Consider the following 24,788-nt stretch of genomic DNA (forward strand, 5'->3'; position numbering starts at 1 on the left):
GGTGCCGAGCTCGGGAGGGCGGCCCTACTTGCCGAGCCGGAGCAGGATAGGCGCGACCGTAACGGGCCACCGGGTCCCCCCTCTACCAGCGTGAGGCGCGGTGAACAGCCGCCCTTGGAGCGACGACAGTGCGCGGCAGGAAATCCGCAGAGGGCCCAAGCCAGTCGACATCTGACCAGCCGACATCGTCGAGGTAGCAGATCGTGCCGCCGTTGTTTGAGCCGCCGTAGCGGACCGTCGTCCACGTGCCCCCAGTACGCGCGGCGCTGCCGGTCAGCGTCGCGGATGCCGTCGCTGAATCAGCCAGGTAGATACGCGCCTCAGCGCCGCCGGCGGCGTCGCTCGTCCCCCGCAACTCAGCGCGGATCCACTGGTTGAGGAACCCCGCAGGATGGGTTGCCAACGTGTTGAACGACCCGGCCACTTCGCCGAACAAGGTCGTGGTGGTGCCAGTCATCTGCAGCAGATAGCTGTTGTTGGTACCGGACAGGATCAGTTTCAGCAGCGAGGTCGTTGAGCCGACGTACACGTAGGCCCGCGCATACCGCAGACCCGTCCCAGTCAGGGTGTGCTCAGCGTAGCCGTCGGTACTGGCGGGCACCTTGCCGGACAAGGCCCCGTGCATGACCTGTGTCGTCGAGTAGGTGATGTTGGTCGCCGCTGAGAACGCCGTCCCCGACAGGCCGCCAGAGTTGCCTGTGCTGATCGCGACCGTGTCGGAGCCGCCCTCGAAGCTGTTGGTAGCCCCTGCCATCAGTGGCCTTCGCGCCAGTACAGTTGCGCGGTCACGTTGACGGTGGCGGCGGCCAGCACAGTCACCCCGACACGACCCGACGCCGGCACCACGAACTCGTCGCCCAACGGAATGTACTCCGCCCACCCGGTCTGCGGGTGGATCTCCTGCGTCCACAGCAGATCCCCAGAGGTCGGCTCAGTGCTGGTGAACGTGATGTTCGCCGTCGCGGTGGCAGTGACTCCTGAGGAGTCCACCGATCCGACGGTCGCGGTGCCGCCGCTCGTGCCCGCGGTGGTTTGCCGCACCAGCCGTATCCGCACCGGCTCCGCCGTACTGGACGTTCCCTTGAACGACACGCGGACGGCGTACACGCCGAGCCGCTGCGTACCGGCCACCACCTGCAGGAGCGTCTTGGCGGACGTGCCGGACGCCACGCCCTCAACGGCAGCGGTGTATCGAGCCATGATCGGCCCCTTTCATGCGAAAACCCCCGCACACGGCAGGGGCGACAGGTCGATCAGGTCAGAGAATGGGGCCGAGTAGGCCGATCTTGAATGCGCCGTCAGAGTGGACGTTGATCGAGAACGTGCCGTCCTCGGTCGAGTAGTTCTGGCCGAAGCTCCTCAGCAACAGCGCCCGGTTCGACAAGCCGGGGATGTAGACCAGGCCGCCCTTCGCGTTGGTGATCGTGCTGCTCGTCCACGAGATGTTCGCGAAGTCGAACCGCACCGTCCCCGGTGACCCGGACAGCTCCTCGAACACCGCGCTGGACAGGGCGATGCCGCCGGCTGTGTAGCCAGGCCCCGACACCTCGTTGGCGTTGTACGGCGCGGTCCCGTACGCCGGGGATGCAGCCGAGAAGTCCGGGGTGAGGCTGTCGGTGAACATGGCGAGCTTGAACGCCGATGCGCTGGACAGATCCAGCGCGACCGTGTTGGTCAGCGCAGCCACGATGGTGGAGACGTACAGGCCGTCACGAGTGATCGCCATGGTCAGCCCCTCAGGTTGATCGTGACGTCACGGTGCTGCCGGCCGGTCTCGGGGTCGGTCCGCTCGGTCACCTCGTGGCCGAGCTGATCCCGCACCGTCCGCTGGGCCGGGGTATCGACGAGCACCTCGTCTCGGGTAGCCCACGTGCGACCACCCGCGATGTGCTGGAGTCCCTTGCGCCGCAGCCATTCGCCGTAGGTGATCCCGGAGACCGGATCAAATTCGGACACGCCGAACCGCCTCTCATCTAGAAAGGAAAAGGCCCCGAACGGGTTCCGTTCGGGGCCGTGAGTGGAATGGGTCAGCCGCGGTTACCGAGACGCATCGACGCGCGGGCGGCGAACATGTCGACGTCCGCGGACTCATGCACCTGTAGGCCGTTCACGACGAACAGCGGGCCGCCCGACCCGCCCGACCCGCCAGAGGCGCCGGGTGAGACATCGCCGCCGTACGTTGACGCGGCGCTACCAGCAGCCCATGCCGGGCCCCGCTGCTGCACCGGCTTGGACACCTTCGACCAGTTCGTGCCGCCCGACGCCCCGGTGCTGCCTCCAACGGCCCCGACAATCCCGATCTTCTGAAGCGGCTTCGTCGACTTGGTGGCGGACATCGCCACACCGATTGGCTTCGTGGATTTGACGGCCGACAGCGCCTTTCCGCTGCTCTTTGAGCCCGCCTTATCCCGGGGATTGCGTTCATCCCCCTTACTGCCGCCACCCTTTGAGTTGCTCTGCTTATCCCGCGGGTTGCGTTCGTCGCCCTTGCTACCGCTGTTCCCCTTTGAGCTGCTCTTCTTGCTGCGGGGGTTGCGCTCGTCGCCCTTGGACCCACCGTTGCCCTTGGAGTCGCCCTTCGCTTTCTCCGCAGCCGCAGCCAGTTGATCACCTAGCGTCTCGATCGCCTCAGTGAGTGGCGGTACCTCCACGGAGATGACCTCACCCCACCCGGTCACCTCATCAGCCAGATGCCCGGTGACCTCCCCCACCCCGTTCAGAGACGAGGTGAGCGACCCGGCGGACCCCAACGTCGCATCGAGGGTGGTGGTCGCCTGGCCGAGCTGAGTGGTCAGGGACACCGCAGTCGTGTTCAAGCTGGACCTCAGCGCCTCGATCCCCGTGACCGTGACGGACGCTTCATCCATACGGCCGCCGGACGCGCCGGTCATGCTGCCGCCACCAGTGTTGACGTCCATCTTCTCGGGGACGACCGCCATGCCCATCATTCCCGCGGTTTCCCGCAGGATCTTCAGACCGCGGCCCCGCTTGGACCGGTCGAGCGGGATGAACGCCTCCCATCCGGCCTCACCAAAGATCACGTCTGGACCTGAGCGGCCCGAAAGCCGATACGGCTGCCGGGCGATCATCGCCGGAGCACTCGCCCCGAGGTTCCGGATCCCGCCGGCAGCCATGTAGTCCGGACGGCCGTCCCGATGGGCAATGCCCCCATTGGCGCGTGCGTTGGCCTGCCGAAGGGCTTGCCTCGACAAGTCATCCTGAAACTCCGTCTTCACGAAGATCCGGACGGTCTTGTCCCGGAGACCGTTCAAGACCTCCTGAAGTCCCTTAGCGCCCGATGCCGCTTTCTTCGCATCCGCCTCGGAGACGCCGTACGCCGCCGCCAGCTTGAGCACCTCCTCTTTGGCTTTGGCGTTGCTGCCAGCCAACTCCATCAGCTTCGGCAACTGCCGTACGAACTCCTCCCGCGCCGCGGCCGTCTTCTGCGTCAAGCCGCTCTGAGCCGTCGACAAGGCGCCCGTCTTGCCTGAGGCCCCGCCCATGGCCTCAGCGAGGTTCTGAGCGGCCTGACGAGCCTCCCCAATCTCACTGTTGGTGCTGTTGAGTTGGTTCCACAGGGCCAAGCTGTCGCCCGTCAGATACTTGTTCGCATCGCTCAACGACCGCACCGCCGGATGCAACCCGAGGACCTGGCTGCCTTGATTGGCAAGCTGCGCGTTGACCGCCGCCAGCGCGGACTGATTGCCCAGCGCCGCATCTGTGAGGGTCGACATCGAGATGCCGTACTTGCGGGCGGTTTCCATGGCGCCGCTGGTCTGCAACGTGTTGGCGACCTTGGCGCGGGTGTTCTCGCCGAGCGCGCCAGAGTCAGCCTGGATAGCCTGGGTCAGGTCGCTGACCCGCTGCTGAGCCTCGGCGTGGCTGGCCGCGAACAAGCCCAGGGCGCCGATGCCCGCGCCGAGCGCCACACCCCACGGGCCGCCGGCCGCGAGGGACGACACGATCCCACCGAGCTTGGTTTTGGTCGTGTTCGAAGCGGTGCCGACGCCGTTGATGCGGTCCCGCAGGACGCCTAGCGCTTCGCTGCCGGCGCTGACCGCCTGCCCAACCTTCACCGCCCCGTACACCGCGGCGACAGCGATAGCCACGCCCTGAATCTGGCCCGGCGACATGCCCGCCAGCACATCGGCCAGCAAGCTCAGCCCGCTCACCGACAACGACGCGAACGGCGCGGCGGCCTGGGCCAAGCTGCCCGCCGTCGTCGTCAGATTGCCCAGCGTCTCCGCCACGGCCGGCCCATTTTCGCGGACGTACAGCAGGAACTGCTGGAACCCTGACGATGCTCCGAGGTTCTCCCCCCATGAGGCGAACTTGCTCGACCCGGATTCCAGCTTTTCCACCACGTTATCGACGTATGGCAAGAACGCCTGAATCACGCCGGCCAGGCCGTGAAAGACGTCCCCGCCGACATGGCCAAGCCCGGTGATCGCGGTTGGGATCTTCGTGTTGACGTTGTCGAGGAACTTCGACCAGAACGGCCCATCCAGCGCCGTTCTCGCTTCGCTGGCGAGCTGGCCGAACGCGCCCGCCGAGGACTTCACCAGCGGCGTGGTCTTCAGCATGCCCGCCGACAGCAGGTCCATCCCCGAGACCAGGACCGGGAACACCTCAGGCTGTAGCGCCCGCTGCCACGCCTCTGTCCCCTCGCTGAGCTTCTTCATCTCAGCGCCGAGAGCCTTCTCGGCCCGCGACAGGTCGTTGTACACCGGGGTCAGTTCACCCGCGGCGCGGCGCGCCTTCAGCGCCACTTTCTCCTGCTCGGCGAGTCCTTCATTGATGCGGGTCAGCGACGGCACCGCAACCGAGGCGAAGGACGCAGCGCCCGCCCCGGCGGCGACGAACGCGCCGCCGAGAGCTCCCACGCCAAGTCCGAGCGACGCGACGGCGGGCAACGCAGACAATGCGCTGTTCACCATGGCGATCCCCGACAAGGCGCCGGCCACGTCCGCGTCCACATGGACGCGGGCCTCTTGGCCATTTAACCGGCTGACCTCAGCGTTCACTGACTGCAGCTCACCAAGAGCCTGGGCGATGCCCGCGCGTACCTCGAAAGAGGCACCCTTCTCCAGCTCTCGCAGCTCGCCTTGCAGCCGGTTCATCTCGATCAAGGCAGACGTGGAGTCGATGTCCACACCGATCGTCTTCTCGCTGAGCTTCTCCATCTCGGCGCGGACCTGAGCCATCTTGACCTCGGCCGGGGTGGAGTTCGCGTCAATCTCGATCTTCGGCAGGGCTTTGGTGGCGTTTTCGAGCTTCTTGCGGAAACCCTGCGCGAACCCAGCGGTCTCAGCGAATTGCCTGTTCAGGTCTTTCATGCTGCGCTTGGCCGTGGTGGTGCCAGCGACGAAGTCAGTGACGGCGAGACGAAGTCTGGTCGTTACAGTGCGGTCAGCCACGACTCACCCCCGAAGGTCACGAATTGATCTGTTTAAGCTGGCGAGGCGGTGAACGTGGCATCATCACGACGACTCGGGGACCATCACAGGGAGGGGTTCCTCATGACCTTCAAGGCGTTAGCCATCGTCGCGGCCGTCCTCATCGGCGCCGGCGCGTTGATCGGCTTCATCCCGGTCACGTCGCAAGGCGCCAACTGCGGGTCGGCGTTTGTGAGAAGCAGCGATGCCTTCGTTTCAGACCTAACCGATTCGATGCGCGGCGTTTCAAATGACCGCGAGTCGGCCTGCGTGGATCTACGGAGCCTCATCCGTATCCCGGCTTTCACCCTTCTCGGGATCGGCGCCGTCTTGTTCCTTGCCGCCAACGTCATCAATATGCGGCGCCAGCAGCCCATATCTTCCGACTAGCTGACGGCTTTCTCGCGGACGTGGTACATCAGTCCCTCCACGCCTTCCTTGTGCTCTGCCTGGCGGGCCGCCAGCGTGGCGCACGCCTGACAGCGGACCGGCGGCGGCGCCTCGTAGAGGCCGGCGTTGGCTGGGTTGGTGGTCTCATCCAGCGGGAACCCGCACCCGCCAGAGCATCGGCCGTTTTCCTCACGTAGCTGAGCGAGCGCCCAGTCCCGATCGTCTTCCAGCCACTCCGGCTCCCGACGAGTGATCGCCCGCACCAGCCGGCCTGTGCTGTCGTCGTACTCGTACGTCGTGACGGACACCGGCTCCCGGCCCAACAATTTGGACCGGGGAATCTGGTAGGCGCGGGCGAGCGCTAACTCGTCCTGGTGCTGGACAGAATCGCGGAGGACGCTACGGAGAAAGGGACCTCACCGGACCCGCCGTTCAGCTCCAGGATCTTGTTCCACAAGGCTGTCCACTGTCCCTGCGTCACCCGGTCCACCAAGCGGCCCGCCTGCTCTGCCTTCATCTTCGGCTTCACCGAGCACGCAGCGAGAGCCGCGACGGGGAACGTTTCCGGGTTGTGGTCAGCCGGAGCGTCTTGCTTGCGCGGTGGATGCTCCTTGACCAGGTCCGACCATTCCTTGCGGGGCAGGGCGCGCAGCAGGATCACGCGGACGTGACGCTGCATCTCCTGGCGAAGTGCCTCGATCTCCTCGGCTATCCGCCGGGCCTCGCCGCCGCCGGCCAGTGAGTCGGTCTCTGGCCTGTGCCGGGCGGTCTCTAACTGCCGTTCGAGCTCCTCGAAGCGGGCCTGGAGGTCGCCGCGCATGCAGATCGGCACGCCATCCTCGGGCAGCTTCAGGCCGTCCAGGAACTCGTCGATGTCCTCGACGTACTGCTCGGGGGTCTCGGTCACTTACGCCACCGTCGCTTCGTCGTCGGCGGGCTCGTGGTTGAACAGCTTTACCATGACCCGCTGGCTCTCGTTCAGCACCGGAGGCTGACGGCGCCGCTTGCCGCACCGCCCCGGATAGATCTCCGCTTCCTGGCCGGCCGCCCACGCAGTGTCGTGCGCCATGGTGCGCCGAACCGCGAGGTAGCCGAGCTGGCCGGGAACGAGCGTGTTGAACGCGACATCCTCGGCCAGCACCTGCTTGCGCGCGTAGGTGAGGTCAATGCTGAACTTCGTCGTGCCCGCATCCTCGGTCTCGCTGGTGCTGGCCAGCTTCGTGTTGTCGACCGCGGACTGGTCCGGCTCAATGTTGAGCCCGTCCTTGGTCAGGTACTCCTGCAAGTCAACGCCCGCGTTGAGCTCCGCGGCGGTCGGGGCTGAGATGTTCGCGATGTTCAGACACCACGTCACTTTGACGTTGCCATCGCCCAAAAGGTCGGCAGACACGTGTTACTCCTTCTCCGTGGCCGCCGGGACGCGGCGGGTGGTGGGCTTGCTGGACTGGGGCTGCTCGACCTGGGCGGGAGCAGCGGGAGACTCGGACGTCTCGTCAGCGACGGCTTCGTAGTCGGGGAAGTGAGGCAGCGCGTTCGGGCTGAGCAACGTGGTGGCGCCGGTTTCGCGGTGGCGGACCTTGATGAAGGTGGGGGGCATCAGATGCGCCTCACCGCGAACGTGACCGACGTGGCCGGTGTGCACACGAAGGTGGCCAGCCCGCCGTCCGCCGGATCGCCGAACTCGGGTCCGATGGGGATGTCCATCTCGCCGGTAGCCGGGACCGTGTAGGACTTGTCGGGCAGGTCGACGCCATAGCTGGTCTGGCCGACGCCAGACAGGACGACGTTGGTCGAGCTGCCGCCGCCGTTCTTAACGGTGATCCACGCGCGGGCCGCGGCCTTGACCTTGTCGCCGGTCGTGGCGGTGGCGGCGTGGTAGGTAGCGCTGAGTCCGGCGACAGTGATCGCCTGAGCTGTACGGGTAGCCATGTCGGGCTCCTCCAGGCATGCCAAGAAGCCCGCACACCGCAGGTGCCGGGCTGGGAACGGGATTAGGTCAGGCGCGCTCGGAGCGCGTCAGGTACTGGGCGGTCGCGATCCACAGGGCCGTGGACTCATCGTCCCGCCGGACGGGCTGAGCGCCCTCCTGCCGGGTCGGCCGCACCCGGCGGCCAACCACGGTCGGGACGGTAGTAAGCAGCGCGGCGGCAACCTTATCGGCCGTCCACGCCGCCTGCTCCGCGGTGCTGCCGACACTGGTCACCTGGTAGCGCAGATCATTCGGCACATCGTCGGACAGGGATCGGTCCGCAGCGGACTCCATGCCGATGTCGGGGTACAGCACCACGTACGGCAGGGCGGCCCCCTGGGGCGCGCCTGCCCAGTGAACGCCCACCCCAGGGACAGCGGTCCGAAGCATGGTCAGCAGGGCGTTCACCAAGGGCCTGGACTCTAGAGGCTCAGTCACAGCAGCGACCTCGCGAACGCGTCCACTGCGGCGTTGAACTCCGGCTCGGTCGCCACAGTCGCCCGCGCCCCATCAAGGTGAGGCGACTGGTTAGCGGAGCCGTACTCGAAGCCGCGGCCCATCGATCCCTGCCTGAATGCCCGGTCCGGGCCGATCTCCCACTCCGCCGCAGACGAGGCGAAGATCTGCTCAGCGGTGATGCTGCGCGGGTAGTGCTTGCCGTGCCGCCGGGCAGTCTCCTTGGCGTTGTCCCTCCACCTGTCCTGCAGCTTCAGCGCATGCTCCTTGACAAGCGGAAACGCGCCTTGGGCTGCTCGGTCGGCAGCATCGTCGATTAGGGCAGACAACGCCAAAAGCTCAGAGGCATCGAGCATGTCAGCCATGACTCACCCCGCTTTGTCCTCGACCACTAGGCGGCGAGCTGTGGCCGTGCCGGCGTAGCCGACGTCAATCACTTCGAGTGGCCGGCCGATCAGCCACGCATCATCGGAGGCGGTGACGGTCAGCCGGTCCTCACGGTGGATCTCCGGTGTCACATCCCACGGCAGGACCGCGATGTAGGAGTGCAAGGTGACTTCCCGCTCCCCGAACTCGGCCTCACTGTGAGAGCGCGGCTTGATTCGGCACGGGCCCGCGTGGACCGGGGCCCACGCCTGCACGTACTGGCCGGTGTCCTCGTCGAACACCGGGTCGCCGGACTTGCGCTCCACCGTGCAGGTGTCCCGCATCAGGACCAACGCCTCCCGCCGGCCGTCAGCGAGCGCCGTCTCCAGGACCGGGTCGCTCACGACAGCCTCAGCGAGGTTGCGCCCCGCCGGTAGCTGGACAGGGCCGCTTTGTTGGCGTCGGTGAGCGCGCCGGCGCCGAGCGTCTCCGTGGCGTACGTCCGCGTGTAGTCGTCGATGGCCACTGACCGGAGTCCGGCCGGGTTGGTCATCGACCGGCACGCTAGGTCCAGCACGACGCCCACGATGTCGTCAGGGACGGACGTGTAGCCGTGGGAGTAGGTCACCTGCACACGGGGCCGCCACCAGCCACAGCGGCGCCGCAGCTCATCCCGGTGCCGCGTGTAGGTGAAATGCTCCCTGACCGTCAGTTGGCCGTTGCCGTACTCCTCCAGCTCCACCACGGTCATCGGGTGGTCGTCGTCCACCACGACCGGGCGCTGTGGAAGCCGCACGGTACGGCCGCCGCCGTCCAGGACGTATGTGGCGGCGGCGGTGAACGTGATCCGCTGACCCGTGTAGCTCCGGATCAACCCGGATGCGATCCGTAGCGCCACCTCGGCGTGAGCCGAGTCGACGTCGCGCTGGAGGAACGCTGCCAGGTCAGCCGGTGTGGCAAGCGGCGGGCCGTCCATGTAGCTCACACCGGCCTCCCCTCAGGGCTAGAAGCGGCCGGAGCGCTCGTCGAGCTCCGCGCGCCGTTTACGGGACAGTTCGACGTCGGTTTCCGGGGTGGGCTCGCCAGCTACGACGCCGGCGACGGTGTAGGCCGAGTTGGGGGTGTCGTCGACCTCGACGCCGCGGAATCCCTGCTCGGTCTCTCGGTCCATGGCGTGCTGGACCTCTGCCGCAGCCTTGGTCTCCGGGGTGTCCTTCTTCGGGTCGTTCCTGGTGGTCACGGCTGCCTCCTACCGGCGAGTCACAGTGATACGGACCAGGCCACCCGGGTCGGTGATGCCAGTACCAACCGCGACCGACCGCCACAGCAGGGTGTCGTCCTCGTCCAGATTGAGGTTCGCGGCCGTACCCGACAGGGTGATGGCCTTCTCGTTGTTGGCCGACGCGGTCACCGAACCGGAGTCGAAAGCCAGGGTGGCGACGGTCGTCGAGGCCGAACCGGTGGCGCCCTTGTTGACCAGTGAGAACGTGCGGTGGTTGGTCGCAGCGCCCGTGATCGCGGCCTCCGGCACGTACTCCACCGCCGTGACGGTGCAGTTGAACGGCGCCTGGCCGACGATCGTGTCGTCGCTGGCGTTCGCGGTCGACACCGCGGGGACCGGGAGCTCGATGACACGGACGTAAGGAGCAGTATCCGCCATGATCTCGTTTCCTCTCTTCCTTTACGCAGGTCAGGCGAGGTTGAGCGCAGCCGCCGGGTAGCGGTCGGCCTCGGTGGGCTGGTCGTTGTTGATGGTGTTGGCGACCTGCCAGCCCACGCGGAAGGTCAGGCGGATGGCGGTCATGTCCTGCTGGGCGAGGTTGTAGACAATGGCGCCGGTGTTGTCCTGGATGACGGCCTGGTCGAGGATCTTCATCGTGATGTCCTGCCGGACGCCCACGACGAACTGCGACCAGTCGCCGGCGAACAGCCGCGGCGAGCCCGAGGACGTGGCGAACATGCCGCGCATCGGGTAGGCGATCGGCAGACCGTCGAGGGTCATCAGGTTGCCGGCGACGCGCTGCTCGTCCAGCTTGCGGCCCTGCGAGTCGCGGGCCATGCGGAGCTTGGACTTGACGGAGGTCGCGCCGACGAAGCCAGTCACTTCGTAGCCGTCGGACTCGACCTTCTCATACAGCTTGTCGACGTCGTTGTAGAAGCCGCCCGCGGTGGCGGCGGAGCCCTCGGTGACGTTGTTGCCGGCGGCGGTGATGGCCGAGTGGACGTAGGTCGGCCACGAGGACGGCGCGTTGGTGCCGAAGAACACGGCTGCGTCCAGGACGCGGCCGAACGCCTCGACGAGGAGAGGCATGGCCTCGTCCCAGATGTTGGCGTCCACGTCGGCCAGGACATTGTCCGGGACCGGCATGATCGTGGCGATTTCCTCGATGTTGAGGTACTTGTTGGTCCAGTTGATCTCAGTCGTCTGCTTCAGCCCGGTGTCGCCGGCCACGAAGTAGGCGGTGGGCAGAGCGCTGAGCACGGGGAAGCGGACCTGCGCCCGGCCCACCGGAACCTTCTTGAACAGCTGCAGCACCGCGCTGGACTCGGTCGCCTTGCCGAGCATCTCCTTGGAGACTTCCTCGGGAATGAGCGCCGCCGCATCGGTACGGCTGGTCAGGTTGTTGTACGCCACGGGTTACCTCCTGCTAATCGATCCGCAGCCCCGCGGCGTGCCGGGTGCGGCCGTGGTTCAGCCCAGGCCGGCCTTCTGCCGGATGAGCGAGTTCATGTCGGTGGTCTCGGCGGTCTTGCGTGGTCCGCCGTTGAACGGCGGCGTCTGCTCCGCCGGCGCGACTTTGGCGTAACGGGCAACCGCAGCCTTGATCGCCTTGCTGTCGGGCTCGCCGTCCTCGGTGAGGAACTTGCCGAGGTTCAGGTCTTCGAGCAGGCCGTCGATGTCGCGGACCTTGCCTGCCGCTTCGGCCTTGAATTCAGCCTTCACAAGCCGCTGTCCAACCGTGGAAAGAACCTCGTTGCGCGCCTGCGCGGAGGCTTCTTCTCGGGCTTTGGTCAGCGCTTTCTCGGCCTCGGTCTGGTTCGCCTCGCGAACCTTCGCCAACTCTGCTTCGAGAGCCCTCGCCCGCTTGGCTTCCTTTTCCAGCGTCTTGCTGGCAGTGCGCTCCTTCGCGAGGGCGGACCGGAGTCCTGCCAGTTCATCGACCTCGACCTCGGGCGTCTCGCCCTCGATGCCGGTGTCGATCGTGGTGTCGTCGTCAGCCATGAGGGCTGTCCTTCCAGTGGTCCGCCCGGCATCACGCCGTGGCGGGCAACCCCGCGGGCCTCTCGCCCAGCGGGACGTCTATGCGATGTATCCGAAGCGCTTGAGCAACCTGATCGCCTCGTCGCGGTCTCCGGCGGCGTCGGCGTAGATCTGCTCAGGCATCGGCCGTACAGCAGAGCGGCGGCGCGAGGTGGTGCCAGCGCGGCGTCCGGCCACCCCGCGGCGGGTCGTGCCTTCCGTGGTGACCAGCCGGCCACTTGCGGTCTGCATGCCGCGGCGAGCATTGACGACCTGGCCGATGTCAGCGCCGTCGCGGATCGCTTCCGCGCCCGCGTTGGTGAACGCCCGGTTCTGCTGCTCGGGGGTCATGGCGGCGAACACCTCGGCCGGGGACTGCACGAGCAACTGCTCTGGGCTGTCCCTGTGGATCGGCAGGTGATAGCAATCGCACTGCGGGTGCCGGGCGAACCCCTCGCTCCATGAGTACTCTCGGCCGGCCAGGACGACGCACCTGCCGCACGACGGGAGCGTCAGCATCCGCACGTACGTCACGAACGCGCGGTTGGCGACCACCCCGGCGCCGACCGCGGTACGGCCGGCGTCGGGCACCTCAGTGGCGACGATCCGGGTCAGGGACGCCAGCCCGGAGGTGAGCGCCTGCCGGCTGTCGACCCCAGCGGCGAGGAGCCGCAGCACCAGCAGCGCGGGTTGCATCAGCAGTGACGCCAGATCCCGGCCATCCGCGGCAAGCCCGGCGAACGTCGCAGGCTGCACCACGCCAGGCAGGCGCGTTGATCCGCCCTGCTCCGCCGACACCTGCCTCAGGTACGGCATCGCCAGCCGGGCCGCGGCGACCTGCCCCATGGTGAGCAGCGCCACTACCTCGGCCAGCACGCTCATCCACGAGTCGACGACGGACCCCGGTTCGACCTGTCGCCACAGCTCCTGTGCCTGCGTGGCGGTCTCCCGGGCAATGCCCTGCTGCGCCTTGTAGTGAATGGCGGTCACTGACTCCAGCGACACGGCTACGCCGCAGACTCAGATGCGTCGTCGGGCTTGGGCCCGGTGAGCGAGGCGAGGTCGCCGCCCATGATGCGGGCTGCGGCCTGCTCCTCTCGCTCGTCGCGGATCTTCTTCCAGCGCTTGATCTCCTGCGGGCTGGCGCCCCACCGCTCCCACAGCGCCTCTTCGGGGACGTTGAGCGTCTTCATCTTCAGCAAGGCGTCAACCAGTTCGCCTTCGGTCCTGAACTCCGGGTTGCGCCACACGACCTCGGAGGCCATGTCAGCGCTCCGGCCGGATCCGGCGGCCTTCAAGGCGAGCCGCATGGTCTCCTCAGTCGCTTCGCCCAGGTGCCGCATGCGGTTGCGGACCTTCGCCACCAGACCAGCTTCGGCGGCCTTCAGCGCTTCCGCGGACAGGTTGACCATGTCGCCCAGTAGATAGTGCGGCGGAGTCGAGGTGATCGCGGCAATGTCGGTGATGTCGTCCCGTGCGGCCTCAAGGTAGGGCTTGAGGTCAGTGGCGCTGAACTCGCCGAATGTCGTGTCGGCCTCTTCCGCGACGAGGATCCGGTCCACGGCGACCTTGAACGGTTCGACCGGGTTGCCGTTCTCATCGGATGGGACTTCGAACCCAGTGACCCATTTCTGCTTGAATGCACCGTATTCCTGGGCCATGAGCCGGTCAGCGAGCGTCTTGTTGATCCGATTCTGAATGTCGACGATGCCCGTGATCTCCGACGCCGGCGGCTTCAGCATGGACGGCCGGTTGGCGAACTCGACCAGCGGCACCTCTTTGAGAGGGTTCGGCCCGGTCAGCTTCTCGATCAACGTCCACTTGGGTTCAAGGATCCCACGCTGGTCCGGCGCCGAGTAGGTGTAGATCCGATCCGGCAGATACAGGGTGGCCATCCGAAGGCCAGTCCAGTCATCCAGCCACTCCTTCATGCCTACGGCGCGAATCCGCCGGGAGCCCGGCCGGTATTCGACGATCACCTGGGAGGGGTGCTCCGGCGTGATGATCGGCGTAGACGGGTCGTTCTTGTTCGGCTCGACCAGCATGTAGGCGTGCCCCAGCTTGTACGCCTCGGTGAACACCAAGTCGGAGTCGGCGTCCAGGTGGTTGGCCTGCCAGATGCGCCACGCCTCATCGTCGCCGCGCTCCGCCTCATCCCCTTCAGGGTCAGAGGTGCGGAACCCGCCGATCTCCGTCCGGCCGGCCGCGGCGTCTACTACCAGCTGGCAGTAGTTCGATCGTGACATCTTCAGCATCCGCCGGAACGGATCCCGGGCCTTCTCATGCAGATGCGGCAGCGGATGGTCTCCGCAGTAGTACCGCTCCAGCAGGTCCAAGTCTGTCTGGCGGTCGGCGAGCTGCTTATGCAGCCTGCGCACCCACCACTCCGGCGACTCCGGGGGAAGCTCGATTGCCACGCTGACCCCCTAGAATCCGACGACTCGTCTGGTCTTCTTCTTCGGCCGGCGCACGTACCCGTCCAGTCCGGTCACGCATGCGGCGATGCCGTCGATGCGGGCTTGGGAGGTGTTGCGCTGCGGTTTGACGAGCCGGTAGTTGTCGTTGCCGTCGTCTTTGACCTCGACGACGCGGGCCATCCACCGGGCCACTGGGTTGCCGCCCTGCTTGATGCGGGCGGGCCCTTCCTGGTCGCCGGACTTGCCAAGCAGCCGCTGTAGCTCCTTGATGGATGGGGAGTGGCCGAGGAACGTCTGCGCGATCGGCGCGACCTCAACACCCTTCAGGCCGGCGTCGATGTCTTGGACCATCTGGCCGGCGAACATCCGGTCGTAGCCGATGCGCTGCACGTCCAACGTCTTGCAGTCGGCCATCACCTGCTCTTGGACGGCGGCGTAGTCGATGACGTCGCCCTCCGTCGCGGTGATCCAGCCTTCGCCGATCCACCGGGTCAGCGGCACCTGGAGTTGTCGCTCCAGATCCTCGACGCGGTCGCCCGGCACCCAGAACCGCCAGAAGAACTCCAGCTCAATGCCCGGCTGGGTGGACTCGATGCCCAGCCACCAGGAGGTGAGGTCGGAGACGGCTGACAGGTCCAGGCCACCCCACGCCCGCCGCCCTTTGAGAGCGGCTAGGTCGACGATGCCCGCGGTCGCGTCCCACGTGCGCAGGTCGATCAGGCGGGACTCGCCGCGCATCCGCCGGTTCAGATGCAGCCGGCAGAACGTGGGGAAGTAGCTCGGGGTCGTCTTGGCCTTGTTGGCTTCCTTGCGGATGTAGGAGACGGTCGGTGACGTCCCGAGGCCCGGGTTGGCTTTGCGCCACGTGGCCTCATCGAACGGGTCGTCGGTCTCCTCAGCCGCCCAGATCACCCCGTAGTGGCTGGGGTCCTCGACGACGTTGTCCGCGACCTTCTCGGTGTAGGAGTGCTTCTCGTCGTAGATCGATCCCTCGGTCGCCTCGTCCGCTGTCGTGATGAAGATGATCAGCGGTTGGGCTCGGGCACCCGTGCCGGTCTCGATCGCGTCGATGAGGTCGCGCTTCTTGTGGACGTGCACCTCATCGACAACGGCACCGCTGACGTTGAGGCCGTGCGCGGTCTCGGCGACCTTCGACAAGGCGCGAAAGATGCCTGCGGACTTCGGCGCCCGGATCACGCCCGCGAGCGCCTCCACGCGCGAGCGTGCCGCCCGCGAGGTGAGACACATGCGCTTCGCATCCTCGAAGACGCGCCCCGCCTGCTCCTTGCTGCCGGCCGCGGCATACACCTCAGGCCCGGCCTCGCCGTCCGCGAGAAGTAGCACGTTGCCGATGCCTGAGGAGATCGTCGACTTGCCGTTCTTGCGAGGGACCTCGACCCACACCGCCCGGATGACCCGGACAACGTCGTCGACTTCCTCGTCAAAGTGGACCCAGCCGAACACCGGCGCGAGGATCCACACGACCTGCCACGGGGCGAGCCCCTGGCCGAGCTTGATGGGCTTGCCAGCCCATCGGCCTTTCGTGTGCTTGAACTGCGCCAGCGCCCGCAACGCCTTCTGGACGCGAGTGACATCGAAGTACGCGCCCGGCTGACGGTCCGCCTGGAACGCCACCGTCAGGGGCCGGGACTCCAGCGCCTCGTCGATCTGCTCAGCGGTCATGCCGAGCTCGACCAGCGCCTCCAGCGGAACCGGCAGCGCCTCAGTCGAAGACGTCATCTCCGTCATCGCTATCCCCCGGGGGCTTCAGGCCCGCCCGCGCCGACGGCGAGAGCCCCAGCTCCCGGATGTAGACCTTCAACTGGGCTCGGTACTGGCTGACGATGGTCGTAGCGCCGTTCTTCTGCCAGCCACGCTCCCCCTCCACCAGGAGACCGCGGGTCGACAGGTCACGCTCGCACTGGTCGATACGGGCGACGCACACGCAGTAGTCGGTGAGCAGGTTCGCGTCCACCGCGGCGAGGCCGGCCGAATGCTTCAGGACGGGGACGACGCAACGCCACTCCCTGCGCGCGACTTCACGCGCGCGGCGGTTCAACGCCTGCTGCGACTTGTCCGAGACGGTCGGGAAGGTGTCCTGCCAGTTCGGCTCCTCCAGCTCAGCGGCTGGAAGGATCACGCCCATCTCAACAGGCCGTTTGCCCGGGTTGCCCTCGCGGACAACCGCGAGCGGGGGCCGCTTCCTGCCGGCATCAGCCATGAGGGACCTCACTCTCGGTCATCGCGCAAAGTCGTTTGAGTGCGGCACCACGCGGAAGCCTCCCCCTCGGTCCACTACGAATCGGACATAGGGGGCATACCCCACCCCTACGCTAGGGCGAGAGTCCGATTCGCCTGACGTGCCGGCCTCGTGCTGCTTTGCTCTGCGGCATGCATGTCGAATACACAGCGGTCAAGCTGAGGGGCGCCAAGTACAAGGGCGACAAGGTCAAGCATGTCAAGCCTGGTAGTGAGCTGGTCTTACGTCGTGACATGAACAACATCTACGACACCAATGCTGTGCTCGTGCTCGGCGTCGTATCGAGTGAGGGCGTGGAGCCGATTCCTCTCGGCTACTTGCCGAAGGGGCTGGCGTCCAAGCTCGCACCACAGATGGATGCGGGGCGTGCGTTCAACGCCGTGTATGTAGGTGGTGCGGAGGACTTCACCCCGTACCTGATCATCCTTGCTGCTAGGGATGAGGAAGAGCTGAAGCTAACCAAGATGAAGCACCGCTGAGGAAGGGACCTAGCCTGCGTTCCATCCTCCACGCTGACCGGGGTTGGCCTGCGTCTCCCTGCCATGGCATGAGGCACATAGGCCACGTCCATACCGTGGATCGTTGGGGTCGAGTCCTTGAGCTATGAGTTGCTTGCGTGAGAGCGGATGATGGTCGGCGTGTGTGCTGGGCTCTCCACATGTGGGGATGGTGCACACGGGGTCCTTGGCCAGCACTGCGTCTCTGAACAGGGTGCGGTGAGCATGGCCATAGCCACGTTGGGATGCGCTGCCTCGCTGCTTCTCAGCCTGACGCCTGTGTGCAACGCATGGGCCACCATCGGTGAGCTGATCGCATCCTGCGCGGGGGCATGGGGTCTGAGCCTTGCGCGGCATCAGGTGTCCGTGATGGTGATCCACCCGTGCACTGCTACCTGGGTGTCGCCATCTATCTCGCGCAGGATCTTGTAGTACCAGGCGCCTGGGTACTGGGTGACGGTGGTGGGGATGGCGATGGTCACCTCACCCTGTGCTGGGTTCGTGATGGTGATGCCGTCGGCTTCGGTGCGGTGGATCGCTGCGGCGTCATCGTCGTCCACGTGTGGGGTGGCCTTGATGATGGCGGTCACGGTGACGCTGGTGAGGTTGAGGGGTTCGCCGTCTGAGGTGAGCTGCCACGTGCGGGAGGTCTCGTCTCCCTGCATCAGGGCGACGTTGACGAGCTGTGCCATGGCCGCCTCCTGTCAGGTGAGCCGGCCGCCAAGGGCTGGAGTGGTGAGGGTGCCGCCGAGGCGAGGTGTGGTGAGCGCCCCGCCGAGAGTGCCTCCGGTGTCGACAGTCGCTCCGCCTGTGACGGTAAGGCGCCGAGCGGTGTCCGTCTCTGTTGCTCTGCCGAGCGCGATGGTCTTGGTGATGGCCATCGGGCGGGCTGTGTCGGCTTCTGAGGCTCGCGTGGGGGTGACGATGAGGGTGGTGCGGGTTGTCAGGGGCTGCGCGGTGTCGGCCTCTACAGCGCGGCCCAGGACGATGGATTTGGTGAGCGTCAGCGCTCGGCCAGTGCCGGTTTCTGTGGCGCGGCCAAGGAGCGCGGTTCGGGCGGTGGTCAGGGCCCGGCCGGTGTCGGTCTCTGTGGCCTGGCCGATGGTGATGGTTTGCCCGCTGGTCAGGGTGGACGCCGAGTTGCCCGGGGTGCCGTCCCAGGATCCGCCCGGGGTGGTGTCGCCGTCGAAGTAAGTGTCGAGACTGCCGGCCTGCTCGATGAGGACCATTGTGATGTTGCAGTTGTTGGCGCCGTAGTTGACGCCGTCCAGGATGATCCGGCAGGCGACGGCGGTGGTTGGGGCGACGGCGGTGATGCTGGCTCGTCCTACTGTGCCGGCTGCGACGCTGTAGGAGGCGGTGGGGTAGCCGAAGCCTCCACCCCCGCCGTTGATCCACTCCACGTAGATGGTGCCGCCGGCGCTGCTTGTGGGCCGCAGGTACACCGACAGCGTGTAGGCGGAGCCGACGGCGACGGCGCCTGATGCGGTCGCCGCGGAGGCCATGAACGTGCCGCTGCTGTAGAGGGCCGCCCAGGTCCGGGCGAAACCGAGGCCGGTGACGTCGTTGCGGGTTGGCGTGGATCCGCCGCCCCAGCCGGTGGTGTTGACGGTGAGTGCCGGGTTAATGCACAGATTGTGCCGGTCGGCCACGATGCGCTCCCGTCAGCCGGTTAGGCGGCGCGGGCGAATCCGCCGGACGGGATGGTGACGTTGACCGTGTTGCCGTCGGTGGTGAGCGTGATGTCGTGGAACGTCAGCGGGATGATGCTGGTGTCGTCTCCGCCGGTGGTGTCGGGGTCGTAGCAGACGATGAGCTTGCTCAGCGTGTTGTTGGAGGCGCCGCCGAGGCTGGTGTAGGCGAGGTCGTCGGCGTCGATGTCGACCCGGTTGTTCGTGTCGTCGACTGTCACGGTGACGCTGCTCAGCGTCTTGCGGGTGTAGTTCGTGGCATCGGCTTCGTCGTTGGTGGCGGCCAGCAGCGCCGACAGGGTGTCGTGGTCGCGTAGCGTCGCATCCGCTTCCAGGCCGCTGCTCTTGAGCAGGACGACGATCAGGGCGTCGTTGGCGGCCGGCAGGCCGGCGTAGTACTTGATCGCGCCGAGACTGATGTTGAACACGCCGTCGGCCATCGCGGCCTCCTCTGGTGAGAGTTGGAGGCCGCGGGGCCTCGATCAGGTGCGGTTAGCGGGCGCCGCCGACGATCTGCCCTTGAACGGGAGGCAGTGTGGAGGCGGTGTAGGTGACGGGGTGGGTGAGGTAGCCGCCGTTGCCGTCGTCGATCTTGTCGCCGTTGCCGTCGAGGTCGTACACGTCCAGCACCGCGCGGACTGGCGACTCGTCCCACACTTCGAGGTAGTGGCCCGACTCCTCCGGGATGCCCTCCGCGGCGGCCCACTCCTTGAAGCGTCGATACGGCGGTGACGTCCAGTGCGCGGGGTCGTGGCGGATCTCAACGGTCAGGTACGGCGTGGTGGGCAAGTGGGCTCCAGGGTTAGGCGACGCGGGTGCGGGTCTTTCCGCAGATACGGCAGCGTGAGGTGATCACGCGGCCGATGATCTCGATGGGGGTCCAGCGGTGGCGTAGGTGCACGCCGGCCTCCCAGGGTGGTGCGGGCGGGACGTCGGCCGCAGAGTCAAACGGCCCGCCCGAGCGTGTGGGAGGTGCGGCCCGGCCCTACTCGCGACCCCCCGCGTGGTGGGCCGGACCGCATCTCGGGGGGCTCACAGAGGCGGCAGGGGGCCGGCCTCTGGAGCGGCGCACCTCCGCCAGGGGTGCGCGTCTGTGGGGTTCAGGCAGCGCGGAGGCGATCGGTTCGGCGGCCGGCCTTGCGGTGGGTGGCGAACTCCGCGGCGGCGACGGCAGCGGGGTTGAACAGGTTGCGTCCGTCCTCGCGTAGGGCGACGGCGAGTTTGCCTCGGTGGACCCAGATACGAATCACGCCGGGTTTGACGTTGGCCAGTTCCGCAGCTTGGTCGGAGTCGATGAGGCCGTCATCTCGGGTGATGAGCAACGGGATCACCCCCGAATACGACGAAGGCCCCCGACCTGTGAGGATCGAGGGCATACGTGTTCTGCTGGCACTCACGTTACACAAGTCCGGTGATCTCGGCTACTTGCAGGTCAGCGCGGCGTTTCGTCGAGGCCGAAGAACTCAGCGACCGTGAGGCCGAAAGCGGCTTGCGGGACGTGAATGGTGAGGACGTGCGGGATCACCACATAGCCGTCAGCGCATGGCGTCAGATCGGCTGAGATGGGAGGGGATGTAATCACAATGCTGCCCATTATCCCATGTCATCCGGCTTTACGCGCGGCAATTTGCTCGCCGTAGACGATGTCGCGCAGGAGTTTCCACTGTTCGCCGGTGTATTCGGTTCGGCAGTTTCCGCACGTCGCCCCGTCCTCCATGCCCTGGGAGGTTTCCTCCCGGTGAAGGGCGGCGTGGCCGCATTCGTGGCAGGGAATCGTGAGGATTTCCCGCTTCTTCGTGAGGCCGAGGACGGATCGGCATTTGGCGTGCAGGTCGAGGAGTTCCATGCCGGCGGCGGGGCCGTCGAGGTCGACGATCGCTTCGACGTAGCCGGCGTGCGGGTGGACCCAGCCGATCGTTCCTGCGGGCAGGTCTGCGGCTTTGTGGATGTCCATGTAGCGGGTGACGGACCATGTGCCGAGGGCGAGGAGAGCGTCTACGTGGATGGCCAGCGCTTTGGATGCCTCGTTGAGGGCTGTGCCGGCCCGCCGCGGCCCGTCGGTGGTGGAGAGGTTCGCGACGTGGCCGACGACTTCCGCCCAGGAGCAGACGACGTGGACGACTTCCCGCATGAGCGCTTCGACGTTGAGGACCATGGGGATGGGCGGGGTGCGGGAGCCGGACACGCGCTGCCCGCCGCTGCCGGCGGGCGGGAGCTTGCGGTAGAGGTCCACGTACTGGCCGGGGAGCGCTTCGATGCAGGTGATGAGGTGTTGCCGGTCGAGGTCGCAGAACGGACGGTAGGTCCAAGCCGGCTCGATGATGCGGCGACCGTCGTCGATGACGATCTGCCGGTCAGCACAGTGGATGTCACGGGCGCATGGGCGCATGTCGTCGTAAGGCATGGTGGTCTCCCCGATCTCGTACTCTTACGGGCAGACCAGGACAGGTCTCGTGCGGCGATAGTGGGCGGCTCTCCGTGTGGCGCGGGGAGCCGCTTTCGCGTTCTCAGCGATCAAACAGCGGCGAATCTCCGTGCCTGACCACAAACCGGTAGGGCGGCGCTGTGGTCCTGTAGAGGCGTTCCCCGGTGATGTATTGGCCCCACAGGGCCAGGCCGTCCTCTGGTGCCGGGTCTGGCTGGTCTGGAGCCCACCTCATGGCGTCCGGACTGACCGAGTAGTCCGAGAGGCAGGCGTCGATCGCGGCGAGAACACCGTCAGGGTTGGTCACGGCTCCTCCGGGGTGTCGAGAGCAGCGAGGGTCGGGCAGCGGGTTGAGCCGCAGGAGCAGACGCCGTCGTTGACGCACGGCGTGGGGGTGCGGGTGAGGGCGTGCCCGTCGGCGGCGCAGGAGTGGACGTGGTGGAGGTCCCGGACGCGGTCAAGGGCGGCACGGGCGGTCTCCAGATTGGAGCGGAGGCCAGCTATCTCGCTGTCTTGAACGGACAGGATCGCGTCGATGATCCGTTTCACGTCATGGTCTGGTCTTGGCCACCAGCCTGCGTCAACGAGCGCATCGATGTAGCGGCGGCGGAGGTCACCAGCGCGGGCGCCTGAGGTGCCCGTAGAGGCGTCCGGGGTGTCGGATCGTCCGTTGATCCCATCACCGGCAGTCTGGGCGTCCTGGGGCGGCTCTGAGGGGTTCGGGGCCGTACCTGAGAGGACAGCGCGGAGACGAGCAACGCGCGGGCTGCGCTGACCATCCTGATCGCGCGCCGCGTAGGCGATGGCTACATCGAGGTCCTCGCGGTCCACGACCGCCTTACCCAGGTCGCGGAACATGTCCGACGCCCAAGCGATGAACTCGGCCTTGTCGGTCGGGGCGCATGCCTTGCGGAGGTCCTCAGCGGAGACGATGGCGTAGCCCTGCTCTGTGAGAGCAGTCAGGACGGCGCTGACCATGGTGGGAGGCGCGTCCTTGCCTGTTCGGGGGCCGTCGTACAGGCCAATGGCGACCTCGATCACACGCTCGGGGGTCACTGGTTGCCTCCCTCGATCTCGTCGGCGAGTAGCCGGAACGCCATGGACAGATGTGTCGGCTCGATGTGCTCCAGCCGCTCGTGTCGCCCGATGAAGGCGAAGAGGTTGACGAAGCCGCCGTTCATCTCCCACTTCGCGAGTTCGCGGAGATGAGCGACAATGCGGGCGCGCTCCTCTCGGCGGGCCTGCTCGGCGATGAACGGGGCAGCAGCCTCCAGGGCGACTCTTGCAATCGACTCGGCCGACTCGCGGTCACCCTCGAAGTAGCCGTAGCCGCACACGTCCTGGTCGTGATGCATCAGCGCGTCTGCGGTGGCCTGTACGGCTTCCGCTGGGATCGTGGGGTCAGACATCACGGGCCTTTCGGTCTCGGAGAGCGTCAGCCACCGTGTGGCCCATGCAGGTCATGGTCGGGGCAGCCTTGCGGGCGATCTGGAGTGCGGTCTCCTCGTCGAAGCGGTGCGCGTCGAGCCACGCCTGACGGCTCGCCTCATGGGCGCGCAGCTCCTCGCCGGTGACGGGTTCGCGGCCGTCCTCCCAGTGGTGGCCCCACGACTTGACGCCGTCAGCGTTCAGGCATGCACCCCTGGTTTTGACAGCCCACAGGCCGCCTCCCCGGTACTCCACGGTCAGCGTGTACGCGTCGGCGTCGATGCCGCCCTCGGGCAGGCACGACACCTCGTAGCGGGTGACGCGAACCTCAGGCTCGGGGATCTCGCGCGGCGCTTCCGCCGGCAGGGAGGAGGGGTCAGACACCGGGGCCCCCGAAACAGGCTCGGGCTGCCGCGAGCGGGGACATGCCGTCAGCGATGCGGTCAGCAAGGTCATCAAGGACAGCGAGCTCGTGGCCGGTCTCCTGAGCGTGGTAGCCGGCGAGGGGGCGGTGATAGAGGAGGATCCCGACCTCGTCGTACACCTCGACCGGGGCCCGGTCTGCGGGCGGGGCAGACGCGGCGGCGAGTACCTCGGCGGGCGGGTCCACGGGCTCGATGCGGGGCGTGGTGTCCCGCTCGGCCCAGTCGCGGAGCAGTCGCTCCCGGATGTGGTTGAACACTCCACTGGTGAACATCGGCGGTCTTGCCTTTCGGGGGTTGGAGGTCCCGTCCGGAGACAGACCGGACGGGACGGCGGAGGGGCGGGGGTCAGGCGGGAACAGAGGCGGCGGCCTTGCGCTCGGCGATGGCCTGTCGGGTCGCCTCGCGGATGCGCTGCCGCATCAGACAGGTACGGCGCGGATGTCGTCCACGGTGAAGGCAGCGCGGCCGTCCTCGGGGGCGAGGACCATCACCTCGGGCGGCTGGGCGCCCTGCGACCAGGTCCGCATGCCGCACGCCTTGATCGCTTCGCTCTCGTCGTAGCGGCCGGCTGACCAGACGTCGGCGGTGTAGCCAGATCCGTGCGGCCCCCACCATGCGGCGGACTCGTTCGACCAGACCAGGTAGGTGCCGCCCTTGCGGTCGTACGGGCTGGGCGCGACGGGCTGGAGGATCACGGGGTGGCCCTCGTCGATGGAGGCGCGAACGTGGAACTGCATGTCGCTGATGCAGGCGGTTGTGGGCTTGAATCGGCCGTCAGGCCAGGACAGGTGGACGATCGCGGGCGTCGGCCGGGCGTGGTCTGGGTTGCTGCAGTAGGTGGGGTCAGACATCGGGGTCTCCCTGTCGTTGAGGTTGTCGGGGGTCAGGCGGAGGTGCGGTGCTCGCCGCGGAGCAGCTCGGCGAGGGGGCGGACGTCGCCGGCCGGGCTCTTCCACAGTTCGCCGCCGTCCGCGGCGCGGCGGCCGTACACGCGCTCCCACTGGTCGACGAGGAGCAGCTCAGCCAGGCGGCGCGCTACCCGCTTGTTGCCGCCGAGGGTGAACGAGCAGCGCATGTCCTCGGGCTGGCCGCCGTCGTCTTCGTGCAGGTACCACGTCTCCGCCGGGTCGGGGCGGCCCTTGTCGTCGGCGTCGCCTGGGTGTTTGACGAGGTGGTAGACGCGGCCGTCGACGATCGTCGTGTCATCGACCCAGTGCAGGAGGGTTCTCCAGGGCATTTCGGGGGTCCTTTCGTGGCTGTGAGTCGCTCTGGAGTTCCCATGAAGATCAGTTTTGGGAACTGGAGTTCCGTTCGGAGGGCTGTAGAGCCCTGAGACAAGATCAGTGCGGGCACCCCTCAGTCGTGGACCAATCCGGCCTACACGACGCTCTGCGCGGCTCCCGGAGGGGCGGAAGGGGCCACAGAGGCAGACGAGGCGGGGTCGCGGTACCAGAACCACGGCTTGTCGGCCTTCTCAGGCGAGGACACGAGCCGGCGCCCTACTCCCGACCGGCACAGGCCGGAATGGTCCTCGGAGTTGACGCACACGTCTCCGTGCTCGCTTACCGCCCGGCACAGGCCAGGGACAGGCTCCACGTGGGTGAGGGCGATGCCGCCCGCGTACCCCTCGACGGAGACCACGTGCTCGCCGGACCCGAGACGCCACGCAGGGGTACGGGTGAGGCCGGGTCGGCCTTCACCCTCACGCCAGCCGGGCCAGTAGCGGACCGGTGTCCCGACCGGGTGAGTCGCGTTCCATTCGTCGGCGGTCATGCGATCTCCTCCACA

At 67.1% G+C, this 24,788-nt stretch carries 38 protein-coding genes; 2 read left to right on the forward strand and 36 right to left on the reverse strand.

All coding sequences use genetic code 11. The features are described from left to right. Positions 1-82: 82 nt before the first annotated feature. The 5 genes from ACZ6R6_RS40655 to ACZ6R6_RS40675 form a co-directional block, all read right to left on the reverse strand. Positions 83-754: a hypothetical protein gene (locus ACZ6R6_RS40655; protein WP_470102267.1), complete on the reverse strand. Its 672-nt coding sequence runs from the start codon at positions 752-754 to the stop codon at positions 83-85. Then, on the reverse strand, positions 754-1,200 hold the full coding sequence (locus ACZ6R6_RS40660) for a hypothetical protein (RefSeq protein ID WP_470102268.1): 447 nt from the start codon (positions 1,198-1,200) through the stop codon (positions 754-756). The genes ACZ6R6_RS40655 and ACZ6R6_RS40660 overlap by 1 nt, the downstream gene beginning before the upstream one ends. 58 nt (positions 1,201-1,258) lie before the next feature. Then, positions 1,259-1,726: a hypothetical protein gene (locus tag ACZ6R6_RS40665; RefSeq protein WP_470102269.1), complete on the reverse strand. Its 468-nt coding sequence runs from the start codon at positions 1,724-1,726 to the stop codon at positions 1,259-1,261. A 2-nt stretch (positions 1,727-1,728) separates the two neighbouring features. Beyond that, positions 1,729-1,956 (reverse strand): hypothetical protein, encoded by a 228-nt coding sequence (locus ACZ6R6_RS40670; RefSeq protein ID WP_470102270.1) that lies wholly within the window; start codon positions 1,954-1,956, stop codon positions 1,729-1,731. Positions 1,957-2,027: 71 nt separating this feature from the next. After that, on the reverse strand, positions 2,028-5,417 hold the full coding sequence (locus ACZ6R6_RS40675) for a hypothetical protein (RefSeq protein ID WP_470102271.1): 3,390 nt from the start codon (positions 5,415-5,417) through the stop codon (positions 2,028-2,030). Positions 5,418-5,519: 102 nt separating this feature from the next. Between ACZ6R6_RS40675 and ACZ6R6_RS40680 the strand changes: the two genes are divergently transcribed. Continuing rightward, entirely contained in the window at positions 5,520-5,825 is a 306-nt protein-coding gene (locus ACZ6R6_RS40680) for a hypothetical protein (protein ID WP_470102272.1), read from the forward strand. On the opposite strand, the gene ACZ6R6_RS40685 is transcribed toward ACZ6R6_RS40680, so the two are convergent. From ACZ6R6_RS40685 to ACZ6R6_RS40765, 17 genes are all read right to left on the reverse strand, one after another. After that, positions 5,822-6,133: a hypothetical protein gene (locus ACZ6R6_RS40685; RefSeq protein WP_470102273.1), complete on the reverse strand. Its 312-nt coding sequence runs from the start codon at positions 6,131-6,133 to the stop codon at positions 5,822-5,824. The genes ACZ6R6_RS40680 and ACZ6R6_RS40685 overlap by 4 nt on opposite strands. Before the next feature lie 53 nt (positions 6,134-6,186). Further along, positions 6,187-6,732: a hypothetical protein gene (locus tag ACZ6R6_RS40690; RefSeq protein ID WP_470102274.1), complete on the reverse strand. Its 546-nt coding sequence runs from the start codon at positions 6,730-6,732 to the stop codon at positions 6,187-6,189. Continuing rightward, complete coding sequence (locus ACZ6R6_RS40695) at positions 6,733-7,215, reverse strand: phage tail tube protein (RefSeq protein ID WP_470102275.1); 483 nt, start codon at positions 7,213-7,215, stop codon at positions 6,733-6,735. Positions 7,216-7,218: 3 nt separating this feature from the next. Beyond that, positions 7,219-7,422, reverse strand: coding sequence for a hypothetical protein (locus ACZ6R6_RS40700; RefSeq protein ID WP_470102276.1), 204 nt, complete (start codon positions 7,420-7,422; stop codon positions 7,219-7,221). Next, a complete protein-coding gene (locus tag ACZ6R6_RS40705; RefSeq protein ID WP_470102277.1) occupies positions 7,422-7,754 on the reverse strand; it encodes a hypothetical protein in 333 nt (110 codons plus the stop codon). The genes ACZ6R6_RS40700 and ACZ6R6_RS40705 overlap by 1 nt, the downstream gene beginning before the upstream one ends. A gap of 67 nt (positions 7,755-7,821) precedes the next feature. Beyond that, on the reverse strand, positions 7,822-8,205 hold the full coding sequence (locus ACZ6R6_RS40710; protein WP_470102278.1) for a hypothetical protein: 384 nt from the start codon (positions 8,203-8,205) through the stop codon (positions 7,822-7,824). Positions 8,206-8,228: 23 nt separating this feature from the next. Beyond that, positions 8,229-8,615 (reverse strand): hypothetical protein, encoded by a 387-nt coding sequence (locus tag ACZ6R6_RS40715; RefSeq protein ID WP_470102279.1) that lies wholly within the window; start codon positions 8,613-8,615, stop codon positions 8,229-8,231. A gap of 3 nt (positions 8,616-8,618) precedes the next feature. After that, positions 8,619-9,020 carry a DUF6093 family protein gene (locus ACZ6R6_RS40720; RefSeq protein ID WP_470102280.1) on the reverse strand — a complete coding sequence of 134 codons (402 nt, stop codon included), beginning with the start codon at positions 9,018-9,020 and terminating at the stop codon, positions 8,619-8,621. Continuing rightward, on the reverse strand, positions 9,017-9,601 hold the full coding sequence (locus ACZ6R6_RS40725; RefSeq protein ID WP_470102281.1) for a hypothetical protein: 585 nt from the start codon (positions 9,599-9,601) through the stop codon (positions 9,017-9,019). Before ACZ6R6_RS40725 ends, ACZ6R6_RS40720 begins: the two co-directional genes overlap by 4 nt. An 18-nt stretch (positions 9,602-9,619) precedes the next feature. Beyond that, the gene (locus ACZ6R6_RS40730; protein WP_470102282.1) at positions 9,620-9,856 is read right to left on the reverse strand and encodes a hypothetical protein; all 237 of its coding nucleotides are present in this window, start codon (positions 9,854-9,856) and stop codon (positions 9,620-9,622) included. Positions 9,857-9,865: 9 nt separating this feature from the next. After that, positions 9,866-10,276: a hypothetical protein gene (locus tag ACZ6R6_RS40735; RefSeq protein WP_470102283.1), complete on the reverse strand. Its 411-nt coding sequence runs from the start codon at positions 10,274-10,276 to the stop codon at positions 9,866-9,868. A gap of 30 nt (positions 10,277-10,306) precedes the next feature. Continuing rightward, the gene (locus ACZ6R6_RS40740; protein WP_470102284.1) at positions 10,307-11,251 is read right to left on the reverse strand and encodes a phage major capsid protein; all 945 of its coding nucleotides are present in this window, start codon (positions 11,249-11,251) and stop codon (positions 10,307-10,309) included. A 57-nt stretch (positions 11,252-11,308) separates the two neighbouring features. Further along, positions 11,309-11,839, reverse strand: coding sequence for a hypothetical protein (locus ACZ6R6_RS40745; RefSeq protein ID WP_470102285.1), 531 nt, complete (start codon positions 11,837-11,839; stop codon positions 11,309-11,311). Between the two features lie 78 nt (positions 11,840-11,917). Next, positions 11,918-12,847, reverse strand: a complete 930-nt coding sequence (locus ACZ6R6_RS40750; protein ID WP_470102286.1) for a VG15 protein — start codon at positions 12,845-12,847, stop codon at positions 11,918-11,920. 17 nt (positions 12,848-12,864) lie between these two features. Then, positions 12,865-14,274, reverse strand: a complete 1,410-nt coding sequence (locus ACZ6R6_RS40755) for a phage portal protein (RefSeq protein ID WP_470102287.1) — start codon at positions 14,272-14,274, stop codon at positions 12,865-12,867. 9 nt (positions 14,275-14,283) lie between these two features. After that, positions 14,284-16,023, reverse strand: coding sequence for a terminase large subunit (locus ACZ6R6_RS40760; RefSeq protein ID WP_470102288.1), 1,740 nt, complete (start codon positions 16,021-16,023; stop codon positions 14,284-14,286). After that, positions 15,998-16,495 (reverse strand): phage terminase small subunit P27 family, encoded by a 498-nt coding sequence (locus ACZ6R6_RS40765; protein WP_470102289.1) that lies wholly within the window; start codon positions 16,493-16,495, stop codon positions 15,998-16,000. The genes ACZ6R6_RS40760 and ACZ6R6_RS40765 overlap by 26 nt, the downstream gene beginning before the upstream one ends. Before the next feature lie 170 nt (positions 16,496-16,665). On the opposite strand from ACZ6R6_RS40765, the gene ACZ6R6_RS40770 reads away from it, so the two are divergent. Further along, positions 16,666-17,013: an HIRAN domain-containing protein gene (locus ACZ6R6_RS40770; RefSeq protein ID WP_470102290.1), complete on the forward strand. Its 348-nt coding sequence runs from the start codon at positions 16,666-16,668 to the stop codon at positions 17,011-17,013. A gap of 374 nt (positions 17,014-17,387) precedes the next feature. On the opposite strand, the gene ACZ6R6_RS40775 is transcribed toward ACZ6R6_RS40770, so the two are convergent. The 14 genes from ACZ6R6_RS40775 to ACZ6R6_RS40840 all read right to left on the reverse strand — a co-directional run bounded on the left by ACZ6R6_RS40775 (position 17,388) and on the right by ACZ6R6_RS40840 (position 24,773). Continuing rightward, on the reverse strand, positions 17,388-17,723 hold the full coding sequence (locus tag ACZ6R6_RS40775) for a hypothetical protein (RefSeq protein ID WP_470102291.1): 336 nt from the start codon (positions 17,721-17,723) through the stop codon (positions 17,388-17,390). A 12-nt stretch (positions 17,724-17,735) separates the two neighbouring features. Continuing rightward, positions 17,736-18,683, reverse strand: coding sequence for a hypothetical protein (locus ACZ6R6_RS40780; protein WP_470102292.1), 948 nt, complete (start codon positions 18,681-18,683; stop codon positions 17,736-17,738). 20 nt (positions 18,684-18,703) lie between these two features. Beyond that, positions 18,704-19,162, reverse strand: a complete 459-nt coding sequence (locus tag ACZ6R6_RS40785; RefSeq protein WP_470102293.1) for a hypothetical protein — start codon at positions 19,160-19,162, stop codon at positions 18,704-18,706. A 52-nt stretch (positions 19,163-19,214) separates the two neighbouring features. Further along, on the reverse strand, positions 19,215-19,511 hold the full coding sequence (locus ACZ6R6_RS40790) for a hypothetical protein (RefSeq protein ID WP_470102294.1): 297 nt from the start codon (positions 19,509-19,511) through the stop codon (positions 19,215-19,217). 311 nt (positions 19,512-19,822) lie between these two features. Further along, positions 19,823-20,053, reverse strand: a complete 231-nt coding sequence (locus ACZ6R6_RS40795; RefSeq protein ID WP_470102295.1) for a MerR family transcriptional regulator — start codon at positions 20,051-20,053, stop codon at positions 19,823-19,825. A 101-nt stretch (positions 20,054-20,154) separates the two neighbouring features. Continuing rightward, positions 20,155-20,316, reverse strand: coding sequence for a hypothetical protein (locus ACZ6R6_RS40800; protein ID WP_470102296.1), 162 nt, complete (start codon positions 20,314-20,316; stop codon positions 20,155-20,157). Positions 20,317-20,325: 9 nt separating this feature from the next. After that, positions 20,326-21,126, reverse strand: a complete 801-nt coding sequence (locus ACZ6R6_RS40805; protein WP_470102297.1) for a hypothetical protein — start codon at positions 21,124-21,126, stop codon at positions 20,326-20,328. A 324-nt stretch (positions 21,127-21,450) separates the two neighbouring features. Then, entirely contained in the window at positions 21,451-22,203 is a 753-nt protein-coding gene (locus ACZ6R6_RS40810; RefSeq protein WP_470102298.1) for a hypothetical protein, read from the reverse strand. Continuing rightward, positions 22,200-22,556, reverse strand: coding sequence for a hypothetical protein (locus tag ACZ6R6_RS40815; protein WP_470102299.1), 357 nt, complete (start codon positions 22,554-22,556; stop codon positions 22,200-22,202). Before ACZ6R6_RS40815 ends, ACZ6R6_RS40810 begins: the two co-directional genes overlap by 4 nt. Further along, positions 22,549-22,959: a hypothetical protein gene (locus tag ACZ6R6_RS40820; protein WP_470102300.1), complete on the reverse strand. Its 411-nt coding sequence runs from the start codon at positions 22,957-22,959 to the stop codon at positions 22,549-22,551. The genes ACZ6R6_RS40815 and ACZ6R6_RS40820 overlap by 8 nt, the downstream gene beginning before the upstream one ends. After that, positions 22,952-23,272, reverse strand: coding sequence for a hypothetical protein (locus tag ACZ6R6_RS40825; protein WP_470102301.1), 321 nt, complete (start codon positions 23,270-23,272; stop codon positions 22,952-22,954). The genes ACZ6R6_RS40820 and ACZ6R6_RS40825 overlap by 8 nt, the downstream gene beginning before the upstream one ends. A 147-nt stretch (positions 23,273-23,419) precedes the next feature. Further along, positions 23,420-23,851: a hypothetical protein gene (locus tag ACZ6R6_RS40830; RefSeq protein WP_470102302.1), complete on the reverse strand. Its 432-nt coding sequence runs from the start codon at positions 23,849-23,851 to the stop codon at positions 23,420-23,422. Positions 23,852-23,883: 32 nt separating this feature from the next. Continuing rightward, the gene (locus ACZ6R6_RS40835) at positions 23,884-24,237 is read right to left on the reverse strand and encodes a hypothetical protein (protein WP_470102303.1); all 354 of its coding nucleotides are present in this window, start codon (positions 24,235-24,237) and stop codon (positions 23,884-23,886) included. Between the two features lie 140 nt (positions 24,238-24,377). Beyond that, positions 24,378-24,773 (reverse strand): hypothetical protein, encoded by a 396-nt coding sequence (locus tag ACZ6R6_RS40840; protein ID WP_470102304.1) that lies wholly within the window; start codon positions 24,771-24,773, stop codon positions 24,378-24,380. Positions 24,774-24,788 lie beyond the last annotated feature (15 nt).

Source organism: Streptosporangium sp. NPDC048886, assembly GCF_055586905.1.